The organism is Erwinia sp. LJJL01, from assembly GCF_047300805.2.
Taxonomy (GTDB): domain Bacteria; phylum Pseudomonadota; class Gammaproteobacteria; order Enterobacterales; family Enterobacteriaceae; genus Erwinia; species Erwinia aphidicola.
This window is the reverse complement of record NZ_CP178576.1, coordinates 3613220-3626366: the sequence shown is the minus strand read 5'-3', so window position 1 is coordinate 3626366 and position 13147 is coordinate 3613220. Positions and strand designations below refer to the sequence as shown.

Below are 13147 nucleotides of genomic sequence, written 5' to 3'. Positions count from 1 at the left end.
GCATTTCTGAGACGGAGTCAAGAGCATGCCAAAAACGATTATCACCCCACCGGGCACCAGCGTGCCGATTGCGCCTTTTGTGCCGGGAACGCTGGCCGACGGCGTGGTGTATGTCTCCGGGACATTGCCATTCGATAAGGACAACAACGTGGTGCATGTCGGTGATGCTGCCGCGCAGACGCGTCACGTGCTGGAAACGATCAAAAGCGTGATTGAGACGGCGGGCGGCACGATGGACGACGTGACCTTTAACTCGATCTTTATCACCGACTGGAGCCACTACGCGGCGGTTAACGCGGTGTATGCCGAGTTCTTCCCCGGCGAAAAACCGGCGCGCTTCTGTATTCAGTGCGGGCTGGTGAAACCCGATGCGCTGATTGAGATCGCCAGCGTCGCGCATATCGGTCAATAAGGAGTGACGCATGCATATTGAGCTTTCAGGCCGCGACGATGCCGGCGCCGCGACCGTGGTACTTTCCGCCGGGCTGGGCGGGCTGGGCAGTTTCTGGCTACCGCAGATGAATGCTCTGCGTGCCGCGTATCGCGTGGTGGTGTATGACCAGCGCGGCACCGGCCGCAGCCCGGACACCCTGCCTGAGGGCTACAGCATGCAGGATATGGCCAGTGAACTGGCGCAGGCGCTCAGCGCGCAGGGCATCGAACGCTACGACATCATCGGTCACGCGCTGGGTGGCATGGTGGCGCTGCAGCTGGCGCTCGACTACCCCGAACGCGTGCAGCGCCTGGTGCTGGTTAACGGCTGGCTACAGCTGGATGCCCACACCCGTCGCTGCTTCCGCGTGCGTCAGGATCTGCTGATCAACGTGGGCGTTGAAGCCTGGGTACGGGCTCAGCCGCTGTTCCTCTATCCGGCTGACTGGCTGTCGCAGCATCAGGAGCGCATTGAAGCTGAAGACACGCTGCACGCGGCGCATTTTCAGGGGCGTGAGAACCTGCTGAAACGTTTGCATGCGCTGATGGCCTGTGATTACAGCGCGCAAGCGCAGCGTATCCACCAGCCGGTGCTGCTGCTGTGCGCGCGTGACGATCTGCTGGTGCCCTGGACCTGCTCCGAACAGCTGCTGGCCGCGCTACCTGACGCCACGCTACAGCGCATGAACTGGGGTGGCCATGCCATGAGCGTCACCGACAGTACTACTTTTAATCACCTGCTGATGAGCTGGCTGCAAGATGAGAGCCTGGCCGCCAATACCGCCGAAAGGGAGCCGTTATGTCTGAAGCCCTGAAAATTCCCGTCCCCGATACGCTGGTGGACAAACAGCAGTTTCGCAATGCGATGGCCCGCCTCGGCGCGGCGGTCAATATTATCACCACCGACGGGGCTGGCGGCCGTGCCGGATTTACCGCTTCGGCAGTGTGCAGCGTCACCGATTCGCCGCCAACCCTGCTGGTATGCCTGAACCGTTCCGCCTCGGTATATGACGCTTTCCGCCAGAACCGCCAGCTGTGCGTCAATACGCTGGCCGCCGGGCATGAGGCGTTGTCCAACCTGTTCGGCGGTAAAACGCCAATGGCCGAGCGCTTTGTTGCCGCCGACTGGACGACGGGCGTCACCGGATCGCCGATCCTCAGCGGCGCGCTGATCTCGTTTGACTGCCTCGTCACGCAGACGATGAGCGTCGGCACCCATGACATTCTGGTATGCGAGGCGCAGGCGCTGGTCATCAACGACAGCAGCCATGGCCTGATCTGGTTCGATCGCGGCTATCACCCACTACCCCCACGCAGTTTCTGATTTTTCACGCAGTGCTCACACTCTGGAGATAACGATGGCAGCTTCCTGGTTTCCCAAATGGTCGAAAACAACGGCATCCTCCACGGGTATCGTTGCACCGGATGAAGCCCTGCCCTTAGGGCAGACGGTGATTATGGGTCTGCAGCACGCGGTGGCGATGTTTGGTGCGACGGTATTGATGCCGCTGCTGATGGGGCTGGATCCCAACCTGTCTATTCTGATGTCCGGGGTAGGTACGCTGCTGTTCTTCCTGGTAACGGGCGGCCGCGTGCCGAGCTATCTCGGCTCCAGCGCCGCTTTTGTGGGGGTGGTGATTGCCGTTACCGGATTCAATGGCCAGGGGCTGAACCCCAATCTCAGCGTTGCGCTGGGCGGGATTATCGCCTGCGGCCTGCTCTACACCCTGATTGGAGTCGTGGTGATGAAAGCCGGCACGCGCTGGATTGAGAAGATGATGCCGCCGGTGGTTACTGGCGCAGTGGTGATGGCGATTGGCCTCAACCTGGCGCCGATTGCCGTGCGCGGCGTGTCGGCCTCGATGTTTGACAGCTGGATGGCGGTGATGACGGTGCTGTGCATCGGCGTGGTGGCAGTATTTACCCGCGGCATGGTGCAGCGCCTGCTGATCCTTGTCGGGCTTATCGTTGCCTGGGCGATATATGCGGTGCTGACCAACGGCTTTGGCTTTGGCAAACCGGTCGACTTCAGCCTGCTGGCCCACGCACCGTGGTTCGGCCTGCCGCTGGTCACCTCTCCCACCTTCAGCAGCCAGGCGATGGTGATGATTGCACCCGTGGCGGTAATTTTGGTGGCGGAAAACCTCGGACACCTTAAAGCCGTGGCGGGCATGACCGGGCGCAATCTTGACCCGTATATGGGGCGTGCCTTTGTCGGCGACGGTCTGGCAACCATGCTGTCCGGCGGCGTCGGCGGCAGCGGCGTAACGACCTACGCAGAGAATATCGGGGTGATGGCGGTGACCAAAGTCTATTCGACGCTGGTATTTGTTGCGGCGGCGATGATTGCGATGGTGCTTGGCTTCTCGCCGAAATTCGGCGCGCTGATCCATACCATTCCCGGCCCGGTGATCGGTGGAGCATCGATTGTGGTATTTGGTCTGATTGCCGTGGCGGGCGCACGTATCTGGGTGCAGAACAGGGTCGATCTGAGCCAGAATGGCAACCTGATTATGGTGGCGGTGACGCTGGTGCTGGGCGCCGGGGATTTCGCGTTGAAAATTGGCAGCTTCACGCTGGGTGGGATCGGTACGGCAACCTTTGGCGCTATCCTGCTGAACGCCATTCTGAGCCATAAGCGCGCTGCGGCCTTAAGCGGTAGCAGCGTGGTACGTCAGGACGTTTAATCCCATCGGCTGCGGGTCGGGCATGCCCGATCCCTACGATAGCGCCGATTTATTGCGTTTTTTCAGCTTCAATTCGCTGATTAATACGCCCAACACAATCAGCGCCCCGCCCAGCAGCGCAACGGCGGGCAGGCGCTCCCCGGCAATACGCCCAACAATCCCTGCCCACACCGGTTCACCGGCATAAATCACCGTGGCACGCGTTGGCGATACGCTGCGCTGCGCCCAGTTCATCGTGACCTGAATCAACGCGCTGGCGACCCCCAACCCGACCGCGCTGTACAGCAGGTACGGGCTGAACGGCGGCAGCGACTCTCCGTTGGGCACCATCATCAGAAAGCCAAACAGCGACGCGGCAGCCAGCTGGATCACCGTGACGCGCTGAACGTTCACCTTGCCGGCACTGGCGCTGATCAAAATGATTTCGGCGGCGATGGCCAGCGTGCTGAGCAGCGTGGCAATCTCCCCCGCATTAAACGCCAGTTCGCCGCCGTCCGGCCCGGCCAGCAGCAGCAGGCCGCTAAACGCCAGGACGATGCCCACCCACGACATCAGCCCCGGCATTCTGCCGAGAAACATCCACTGCAGTAGCGGAACCAGCGGCACATACAGCGCGGTAATAAACGCCGATTTACTGCTGGAGATGGTCTGCATGCCGTAGGTTTGCAGGCCGTAGCCGCAGCCAATCGCCAGGCCTATCAGCGCACCGGCTTTGATCTCATACCAGGTCACCCCGCGCAGCACGCGCCAGCAGATCGCCCCCAGCAGCAGCGCGGCCGTTGCAAAGCGTACGCCAATAAAAAAGAACGGCCCGCTGACGGTCATTGCATGATGCACGGCAAGAAAGGTCCCGCCCCAAATCATGGTAATGAGGATCAGCACCCCTTCCTGCGGGTTGACGGCGAATTTATAACGAGAGAGAAAAGCAGACATGGTGCGCCCAGCTGAAAATTTGGCGTCAGTGTGCGGGGTTCGCTTTACGGAATCAAGTGCCGTTATTGTCTACGTAAGGATGAGCCGCCGGGCGAGCCCGGCGGCGGGCTGCGGGTGGGATAGATCAGTGCTCTTCCGTTTTGCTTCTGCTGCCGCGACTGTTGCGGCCACCTTTTTCCCCTGCAAGGGAGGCGCGCTGCGGGTCATTTTTGAAGTTGCCCCCGCTCACTTTTCCGCCCTTCCGCCCTGCTTCTGATGCTCTTTCACGGTTCTCAGCGAAATTTCCAGATCCACCACGATGTTCGGCCATTTCTTACCTCCGAATAGTTAAGACATCATACTGAATTGCCCCGACCGCTGATGCTGCCGCCGGCTGTTTCGCGCACAGGCCACGATGCCCGCCGCGCTGTTAAGCATAGTGTATTAAGCGGAACGTCGTGATAAACGTGGTTCTGATGACGCCCCGATTGCCGCGAACAGCCTGATTTACCCTTTAATTTTCATTAATGAATAATGCGAAATAATAAGCTAAACGGGCGGTGGGTGAGCAAATATTGTTCAGACGGCGGGCATAAGACAGGGCATCTTCTATACTGACAAATCGGACAAACGATCACTTCTCAGCGTTAATCTGGGAGTAGCAAAATGGCAAAGATTTTAGTCACCTTACTTATCTAAACGACACAATAAAATCTAATTGATTTTAAAGATAAAATTTAGGTAGATTGAAGAAAAGTTTTTCATCTATGGAGAGAGATCATGTCTTGGGTGTGTTCACACTGTAATCATGCGTCCGTTATCAGAGAAGGTGATACTAAAGATGCTCATTTCGACTTTTCAACCAGCGATGGTTTTAAACGTTATACTGTTGAGGGTGTAAAATGTCCCAATCCAGATTGTTTAAGAGCGACCGTATCACTCAAGATCAACTCGCTTTATAATTTTTCTGGTGTAATATCAACTACTAATGAAGTACCCACTCATATCCCTATCATCCCTTCTAATCTGGTACCAAACATAAAGAATTACCCTGACTATATACCCTCCGTGATCAGGCAGGACTATCAAGAAGCGTGCTCCATAGTCGAATTATCACCGAAGTCCTCAGCTACTTTAGCAAGACGCGCATTGCAGGGTATGATCAGAGACTTTTGGCAGCTTAAAGAAGAAAATTTAAGCAAAGCAATAAAGGCTCTTGAAGGTAAAGTAGACAGTAATATTTGGGACGCAATCGATGGTGTCAGGAAGGTTGGTAACATCGGCGCTCACATGGAGAGAGACATCAACACTATTGTTGAAGTGAGTCCCGATGAGGCAATGTTACTTATTGAAATGATAGAGATGCTTTTGGATGAGTGGTATATAGCAAGACACGATAGAGATCAGCGGGCTGACAAGATGAAAAAGTTAGCAGATGAAAAGCAAGCAGCCAGAAAACCGCAGAATCCATAAAACAAAAAAACCCAAAGGATATTTTCCTGCGGGGTTATTACAATAGCTTTGCGTTAAAAGTTTAAGCCGCAGCTTCTTGTTTTGATTCGCGGTATGCTTTAGCTTCTTGAATCCACATCATTTTGGCTTCTGCGTTATCCCAATTGGCGTGAGCACCATTATCAATGAAATCAACAACATAATAGTAACGCACTTCTCTGAAAACGAAATAAGAGTAGATTAAGTAGCTATCACTTGTGCATTCCCATTGAACAAGTCGATCACCATCTTCGTCCTCCCACTCACTATCTTCCTGCTTAGTGTGTAGATGACTAAGAGATTCTTGTCTCTGGTAATAGGGATGTTCTTCATCAACATTTGCACGATCTCTACCAAACAATTCAGAGACAGATTCATACTCTTGTTGTTCTTTAGTGGTAGGACGAGAGTGGGTATCGCTTTTCAGTTTGTAAGCTTCAAACTCAGCATAGAAAGGTTTAAACTGCCCATCAGCAGCAAGTTTAGGGCAGCATTCAATATTAATTGCAAGCGGCATGAACTTTATTGTACTCGGCTAAGCGTGAATCTGTTTCACGAGAACTACGACGAGCAACCGCTCTGGTAGTCTTCACGAGTGCATTGAGCTGTTCCCTACTCATACCAGTAGATACAGTTCTTGCTTTAGCTTTTGCCATTTTCGTATCTCCGAATGAAAGGTAGGTGATATCCGTTTTCGGATACCATTAGGATAGTAAGCTATTACTGACGAATACGTCAACCGTATATTTGAGTGAAAGATGAGCGTTTTTATACGCTCACTTTGGTGAGAAAACCTGTCAGGATGCGCTTTCAAGAACTGTACTGTCACTTTGACCGCATTATTGATGAAGGTGTAAATCCTGCATTGTTGCCAGTCCCCTGCCAAGATCCCTGAAGTCCCTGAGCAGACATCATCTAAACTTCGTGCTGCTGCTGAACCTGCTGCTGAACGATTGGTGTAATCATCTGGCTGTAGGTGTCACCGTTTGGTAGTGGGATATCAATTCTGAACGGAGCAATCTGGATAGGGTCTTGCTTAACAGTCAGATATTGCTTAGCTGGTGGTAGGTATGAGGACTGACCGCTGTTTAAGGGTGGATAACCAGATGTAGGTATACCAGAAGTAGCAGCCATAGCATTATCGTGTAGGAAGGTTAGAGCCTTATCTACCCAAGAATCCTTAATCACATTGCCACCGTGAGTCGTTTCTGTCCCGTCTTTACCGCCCCATCCGAACTGCTCATGAGCATATTTCTGGAACTGTGGAATTGTAAGTATCCCAGCTTAAGTTCCACACACTTTTTGAGATTTCCGGTTTCTCAGCCATCAGCCGGTATTCTTCCGGTGTCAGGTTATTCAGGGATTCATGGGGCCGCTCACTGTTGTATTCATTTAGCCAGCGCTCTGTGATTCCCCGTGCTTCGTTCAGCGTTCTGAATAGGTAAAAATCCAGTATTTCTGTCCGGTACGTCCTGTTAAACTTCTCAATAAACGCGTTCTGTGTCGGCTTACCCGGCTTGATAAATTCCAGCATCACACCATGTTCTTCAGCCTATTGCGCCAGAGCCAGTGATATCAGTTCCGGGCCGTTATCCATCCGCATCTTCAGCGGATATCCGCGATTCGCCACTATCCTGTCCAGAACCCGCACCATTCGTTGCGCAGGAATATTCAGATCGATTTCTATCGCAAGGGCATCGAGGTTAAAATCATCCACCACGTTGCAGGTCCGAAAACGCCGACCACAGACCAGCGTGTCTTGCAAAAAATCGATAGACCAGCTCTGATTTAGCGCTTCCGGCGTTGCCAGCGGAGCCGGATTGCGCACCGGAAGACGTTGCTTACCTTGCGTCGAAAATTCAGTTTCAGCAGACAGTAAATCCGGTGTACGCGCTGTGGTTCCAGACGTGCCCCTGCCTGCGCAGCACCTGAAAAAGCTTCTTAAAGCCGTAGCGGGGATAGCGCTCTGCCAACCCGGTCAGCACCTGGATCACCGCTTCATCACGCCGGGTATCGGGCTGGTAAAAATACACCGTCCTTCTCAGCGATAACGTCCTGCATGCCTGGCGTATGCTCATCGTAAACTGCGCGGTCAGATAGTTGACGAGCTCACGCTTTATCGCTGATTTTAAAGCTTTTTTTCGATGACATCTTTCAGCGCCCGGCATTCAAGACTGAGATCGGCAAACATTTGTTTGAGACGGCGATTTTCGTCCTCAAGATCCTTCATCTTTTTGATATCAGAGGCTTCCATCCCGCCGTACTTTGCTTTCCAGTTGTAGTACTAGGCCTCAGATATTCCTGCTTCGCGGCAGACATCTTTGACGGTGCGTCCGGCTTCGACGGATTTCAGAACGGCGATGATTTAGTGTTCAGTGTATCGGGCTTTTCGCATGGTGATCTCCTCGAAGGACATAATCAGTATGTCGGAAGATCTCTAAAAGTGAATGGTCCGGTTAAGCGGGATACTTACACGATGGCAAAAGATCTTAGCCATGCCTATGTAGAGAATACCGTCAGGGCCACTATCCAGCACTCTGGGGACAGTTACTGACTCACCTGCCCTGTCGAAGCTTCTGAGCATGTAAACGCCACCAGATGTCAGGTAGGAAGGATTTACCGTAGAGATGAACTGTTGTCCAGTTAGAAGGAGATCTGAAAGGTGCTGACTAAAGCTGTAACTCTGGAAATCCATATTCTTCTATTTTTGTATAGGTAGGTTGCAGGTATGCTCAGTTAAGGAACATAGTAGCAACTGGCTTACCGCCTGTACGTTGCTGGATCGCTCACCAGTTTGCTTGTCTGTTCAGACTACTGTAAAGAATACTGTTAAGGGGTAACTGTTAACTCAAACCCAATTGGATAGTTTCAGATGGTGTCAAGTATGTGTCAAAATTTATAAGTATTTTTAATGAAAACCTGAAATTACACCCTTACCTAATAATCACGGTGGTGACCAATGGGACATCTCAGCCCGTATAGTAAAGCAGAATTACGCCTACAAGGCGGTTGTGGCAAACCAATGGGTGGTTTCATCACAGCCAAATGTGGTGACACTCAACCTGATATGGAAGTACATATGTGCAGTGACTGCCATAAGCTTTGGGAAGAGGCTGTTAAGAGAATGCATGAGCAGCAACAGGGCTAACCAGAGGGGCATAGAAGCCCCTTTGACGTTAAACTTGAGAGTTTGTACTGGTTAATGTGCAGGCTGCTTAGAATTGACAATAATTAAGGTCATACGAACTGGTTAACTTATATAGTGCCTATTACCCTGCTTGAAATAGAACTTTCTACCCTTCTCATCTGTGTAAAGAGTTTCTGGGCCTTTAGGTTCCAAATCCCGTTGAACACTGGATAGTTGCTCACGTCTCAACGCCTCATTTCGTGGTTGCGGATTCATCATGTTTTCGTAAGCTTCATAATCGTCATTCATTTTTATCACCTTGTGCATTTGGATAGTCTGGCTCATCAGCTTCAGGCCATTCTATAAAATCAGGATTACCCCTTCCCTTAAATTCTTCAGCAGGAAACACTTTGGGCAACTCTTTCCCCATTACTGCAATGAAATCCTGATCAGGTGTGTCGTCAGTTGCTTGTTCAAAGGTCAGGGTAAGGTTACGCTCACCTTCCAGTGAAAACCCTTTGATCACATTCCCATTGTGCAGATATACATCTACCAACTTTTCACGCCCATCAACGGTGATTCTCTTAACCAGCTTCTTGATGATGACATGAGCTTCTGCCCTGCCCTGCCCTGCCCTGCCCTGCCCTGCCCTGCCCTGCCCTCCCCTGCCCTGCACATTCTCAAGGTTAAGCTTTGATAAATCCAAGTCTGTGACCGATGCAATGCGCATGGTTTCACGCCTCAGCTCAGACTGAATAGACTCTTTATCACGTTGTTTATCTGCAAGCGCATCACGTATCTGGGTGATATTGGGGAGTTGTAGCAGGGTCTCTGTGAGAGTCTGTAGTTCTCGGTCAACCATATGAAGCCTGCGTTTCAGATCGTTTATCTGTGACTGGTCTGTGTTGCTGTCATAGAGCTGGCTAAGCTTGCTGAACAGTCTGGTACAGAGTACTGTATCAAGCTTTTTACGGGACACTGAACCATATTTACAGCGTCCTTCATGCATACCATTGCATCTGTATGTACCCTGGTAAACAGGTTTACGGATACCTGAAGGTGTCATCGTCAGGCCACATCTGCAACTTAACAATGTCCTGAAGATATTAACGTATTGCCAGTGTTCACCTGCTGCCAGCCTCCCCTTCCCTCCCTGTTCAAGAAGCGTTTGAACAGCACTGAACGTTTGATCGTCAATAATCTTGGGGTAATAGTCGGGTATCTCATCACGCAGGATTATCTTTCTATCCAGTGTGCTGAACTTGGCGGGAAGGTAACCGATAACGCTGCGCGAAGTCAGTATGTGCTTAACAGATATGGCTGACCAGTTTCCGCAAGCAGGCTTGATCGTTTTTGAGATACGGACTTTACGATCATTAATCGTGGGATAGTTGTTTTCGTTAAGATATTTGCAGATGGCAAACATGCTGTGACCCGCTAAACGCATCTGAAATATGATTCTGACAATGGCTGCTTTGTCTTCAATCACGGTGAATGATTGCCTGTCTGAGCTTATTTCTATCCAGCCTGGTGTCTGTTTCCCCATAGGTAAGCCTGACATGACTGCTTTATCAGTTTTGGCTTTCCAGACAGCAACAGTTCGGGCCTGTTTGACTACAGACTCTTGGTGCGCCCTTTCAGCAATAAGGATGTGTTTGATTAGACGGATAGGGTCACTAAGTGACGATTTGTCGTAACGTTCATTGTCACCCAAGGTCAGAATTTCAACATCCTTTCTAAGAATCTGCCTGATATCATCACTGGCGCTATCAATATCCGCACGACTGGAACGATCAAAGTTTTCCAGTACGATAAGACTACCCGCTGGTATCACCCACTCAGAACATTGTCTAACATGCGCTTGAAATCCCCCCCTTCAGCCTTGTGCTGCTGGTGGAATCCAGACTTACCTTTGTCAACGTAACGATGGGTTACAGACATGAAATATTCCTGGCTGTTCTTACGATAAAAAGCATCGATCATATCGTTCTGCCTACGTAGGCTATCACCAGAGTCTTGGGCCTTGGTGCTCCATCGCACGTAAGATACAAGCAATTTCATGTGCTACGCTTTCCGTTGGGTTCATTCGCTAAGGGCATATTATCATGCAAGACGAAGAACGTGTTAAGGCAAGAATACTGGTGCTCTATTACTCAATGTACGGCCACATTGAGACCATGGCTCAGGCCGTCGCCGAAGGCGCAAAACGCGTTTCCGGCGCCGAAGTCACTATCAAGCGCGTACCGGAGACCATGGATGCCACCCGCTTCGCCGAGGTGGGCGGCAAAACCGGGCAGGCTGCCGCAGAAGCCACCCCGGATGAACTGGCGCAGTATGATGCCATTCTGCTTGGCACCCCTACCCGCTTCGGCAATATGGCCGGGCAGATGCGCAGCTTCCTTGACCGAACCGGCGGGCTGTGGGCATCGGGCGCGCTGTACGGCAAGCTTGCCAGCGTGTTTGCCTCCACCGGCACCGGCGGCGGTCAGGAACAGACCATCACTTCAACCTGGACGACCCTTGCCCACCACGGCATGGTGATTGTCCCCATCGGATACGGTACCAAAGAGCTGTTTGATATTTCGCAGGTGCGCGGAGGAACGCCCTACGGTGCTACCACCATTGCCGGAGGCGATGGTTCACGTCAACCCAGTGCCGAAGAGCTGAATATTGCCCGCTATCAGGGTGAGTACGTTGCCGGGCTGGCGGTAAAACTTAACGGATAATCTCAACCACAGGAGAGCAATATGCTAACGCAGAAATCGAAAGAACATCACGTCGGGGAATTTGCATCCGTCCGTAATACCTCTAAGGAGATTGCTGAGGCTATTTTCGAAGTGGCAAATTACGATGAAAAGCTCGCTGAGCAGATCTGGGAGCAGCAGGGTAGCGACGAAGTCCTTATTCGCGCCTTCGAAAAAACGGATCAGGACGTTCTGACCTGGGACAGCAAAGTGGTTGAGCGCAGGAACGTTTAACGATATCAGGGCGGGTCTAACCCGCCCTTTCACGCGTAGGACTCATCCGATAACTGAACATCCCCTGTTTTCTCTACTACGCTTGATCCCACGTTTCACTGACAGCCAGAATCCGGCTGCTTACTGACAGAGGAAAGTTTCTATGTCCTATCAGACAATCAATCCTGCAAGTAACGAGCTCATTAAATCCTGGCCTTCCCACAGCGACAGCGACGTCGAAAAAGCGCTGGCGACTGCGGACCAGCTCTATCATTCAGCATGGTCAAAAGGTCCGATCCAGCCGCGTTTGCAGGTGCTAAAAAAGCTGGCTGACCTGATCGACAGCCGCGTCGACGAACTGGCTAAGACCGCCAGCATTGAAATGGGCAAACTGATCGCCCAGAGCAAAGGCGAGGTTGAACTCTGCGCGCAGATCGCCCGTTATTATGCCGAGAATGCCGAGCGCTTTCTCGCCCCCACCCGCTACCCGAGTGAACTGGGTGAAGCCTGGGTAGAAAATCATCCGATCGGTGTTCTGGTGGCGGTTGAGCCGTGGAACTTCCCGTTCTACCAGCTGATGCGCGTACTGGCCCCTAACCTGGCAGCGGGTAACCCGGTGCTGGCGAAGCATGCCCCTAACGTGCCGCACTGCGCCACGCTGTTTGAGGAGCTGGTAACAGAAGCCGGCGCGCCCGCCGGGGCCTGGACCAACCTGTTTGCCAGCAACGATCAGATTGCCACACTGATTGCCGACGATCGCGTGCAGGGTGCCGCGCTGACCGGTTCTGAACGTGCCGGTAGCGCCGTGGCGCAGCAGGCCGGTAAATATCTGAAGAAAACCACCCTTGAACTGGGCGGTAATGACGTCTTCGTGGTGCTTGACGACTGCGATCTGGACAAAGCGGTGAAGGCCGGGGTTGGCGCGCGTCTCAGCAACTGTGGCCAGGTCTGTACCGCTGCTAAACGCTTCCTGGTGCATGAAAAAGTGGCCGATAGCTTTATCGAGAAGCTAAGCGCGGCGTTTAAGGATGTAAAAATCGGCGATCCGCTTGACGCCAGCACCACCCTCGGCCCGCTCTCATCAGCCGATGCCCGCGATCGCTTGCAGAAGCAGGTTGAACAGGCGAAAGCTAAAGGTGCCACGGTGCTGCTGGGTGGCGCACCGGTAGCGGGTGAAGGCTGCTTCTACCAGCCGACCATTCTGACCGGCATTACGCGTGACAACCCGGCCTACTTCGAAGAGTTCTTTGGCCCGGTGGCGCAGGTCTACGTGGTGAAAGATGACGATGAAGTGGTGAAGCTGGCCAATGATTCCCACTACGGTCTGGGCGGTGCGGTATTTAGCCGCGATATCCCGCGTGCCAGGGCGCTGGCCTCGCGCATCGAGACCGGCATGGTTTATATCAACTCGGCAAGTAACACTGCAGCCGAGCTGCCATTTGGTGGCGTTAAGCGTTCCGGCTATGGCCGCGAGCTCTCCGACCTTGGCATTAAAGAGTTTGTGAATCAGAAACTGGTGGTGATCAGTAACGACGAATAAC

At 52.6% G+C, this 13147-nt stretch carries 13 protein-coding genes and 1 pseudogene; 8 read left to right on the top strand and 6 right to left on the bottom strand.

What is annotated here, in order from left to right:
• Window positions 1-25: 25 nt before the first annotated feature.
• The 4 genes from rutC to rutG are packed head-to-tail and all read left to right on the top strand — an operon-like array spanning window position 26 to window position 3119.
• Window positions 26-412 carry a pyrimidine utilization protein C gene (gene rutC, locus ACLI4M_RS17925; RefSeq protein WP_133623983.1) on the top strand — a complete coding sequence of 129 codons (387 nt, stop codon included), beginning with the start codon at window positions 26-28 and terminating at the stop codon, window positions 410-412.
• Between the two features lie 10 nt (window positions 413-422).
• Window positions 423-1247, top strand: coding sequence for a pyrimidine utilization protein D (rutD, locus tag ACLI4M_RS17920; protein ID WP_133623984.1), 825 nt, complete (start codon window positions 423-425; stop codon window positions 1245-1247).
• Window positions 1232-1756 (top strand): NADH-dependent FMN reductase RutF, encoded by a 525-nt coding sequence (gene rutF, locus ACLI4M_RS17915; RefSeq protein WP_048916460.1) that lies wholly within the window; start codon window positions 1232-1234, stop codon window positions 1754-1756. Before rutD ends, rutF begins: the two co-directional genes overlap by 16 nt.
• Before the next feature lie 34 nt (window positions 1757-1790).
• Window positions 1791-3119: a pyrimidine utilization transport protein G gene (rutG, locus tag ACLI4M_RS17910; protein WP_133623985.1), complete on the top strand. Its 1329-nt coding sequence runs from the start codon at window positions 1791-1793 to the stop codon at window positions 3117-3119.
• Window positions 3120-3152: 33 nt separating this feature from the next.
• Here rutG and ACLI4M_RS17905 read toward each other — a convergent pair whose 3' ends face one another.
• Both ACLI4M_RS17905 and ACLI4M_RS17900 read right to left on the bottom strand, forming a co-directional pair.
• Entirely contained in the window at window positions 3153-4052 is a 900-nt protein-coding gene (locus tag ACLI4M_RS17905; RefSeq protein ID WP_133623986.1) for a DMT family transporter, read from the bottom strand.
• Between the two features lie 124 nt (window positions 4053-4176).
• Window positions 4177-4362: a general stress protein gene (locus ACLI4M_RS17900; RefSeq protein ID WP_048916463.1), complete on the bottom strand. Its 186-nt coding sequence runs from the start codon at window positions 4360-4362 to the stop codon at window positions 4177-4179.
• Between the two features lie 449 nt (window positions 4363-4811).
• Between ACLI4M_RS17900 and ACLI4M_RS17895 the strand changes: the two genes are divergently transcribed.
• On the top strand, window positions 4812-5504 hold the full coding sequence (locus ACLI4M_RS17895; protein ID WP_133623987.1) for a DUF4145 domain-containing protein: 693 nt from the start codon (window positions 4812-4814) through the stop codon (window positions 5502-5504).
• A gap of 61 nt (window positions 5505-5565) precedes the next feature.
• On the opposite strand, the gene ACLI4M_RS17890 is transcribed toward ACLI4M_RS17895, so the two are convergent.
• From ACLI4M_RS17890 to ACLI4M_RS17875, 4 genes and pseudogenes are all read right to left on the bottom strand, one after another.
• Entirely contained in the window at window positions 5566-6039 is a 474-nt protein-coding gene (locus ACLI4M_RS17890) for a type II toxin-antitoxin system YafO family toxin (RefSeq protein ID WP_133623988.1), read from the bottom strand.
• 723 nt (window positions 6040-6762) lie between these two features.
• Window positions 6763-7887, bottom strand: a pseudogene (locus tag ACLI4M_RS17885) (IS3 family transposase).
• A 1063-nt stretch (window positions 7888-8950) separates the two neighbouring features.
• On the bottom strand, window positions 8951-10483 hold the full coding sequence (locus ACLI4M_RS17880; protein ID WP_413449736.1) for a recombinase family protein: 1533 nt from the start codon (window positions 10481-10483) through the stop codon (window positions 8951-8953).
• Window positions 10480-10710, bottom strand: coding sequence for a recombinase family protein (locus tag ACLI4M_RS17875; protein ID WP_253538758.1), 231 nt, complete (start codon window positions 10708-10710; stop codon window positions 10480-10482). Before ACLI4M_RS17875 ends, ACLI4M_RS17880 begins: the two co-directional genes overlap by 4 nt.
• Window positions 10711-10754: 44 nt before the next feature.
• On the opposite strand from ACLI4M_RS17875, the gene wrbA reads away from it, so the two are divergent.
• The 3 genes from wrbA (at window position 10755) to ACLI4M_RS17860 (ending at window position 13146) form a co-directional block, all read left to right on the top strand.
• Window positions 10755-11375, top strand: a complete 621-nt coding sequence (gene wrbA / locus ACLI4M_RS17870) for an NAD(P)H:quinone oxidoreductase (protein ID WP_133623990.1) — start codon at window positions 10755-10757, stop codon at window positions 11373-11375.
• 21 nt (window positions 11376-11396) lie between these two features.
• The gene (locus tag ACLI4M_RS17865) at window positions 11397-11627 is read left to right on the top strand and encodes a YccJ family protein (RefSeq protein ID WP_048916465.1); all 231 of its coding nucleotides are present in this window, start codon (window positions 11397-11399) and stop codon (window positions 11625-11627) included.
• Between the two features lie 142 nt (window positions 11628-11769).
• The gene (locus ACLI4M_RS17860; RefSeq protein ID WP_133623991.1) at window positions 11770-13146 is read left to right on the top strand and encodes an NAD-dependent succinate-semialdehyde dehydrogenase; all 1377 of its coding nucleotides are present in this window, start codon (window positions 11770-11772) and stop codon (window positions 13144-13146) included.
• The last annotated feature ends 1 nt before the right edge of the window (window position 13147 follow it).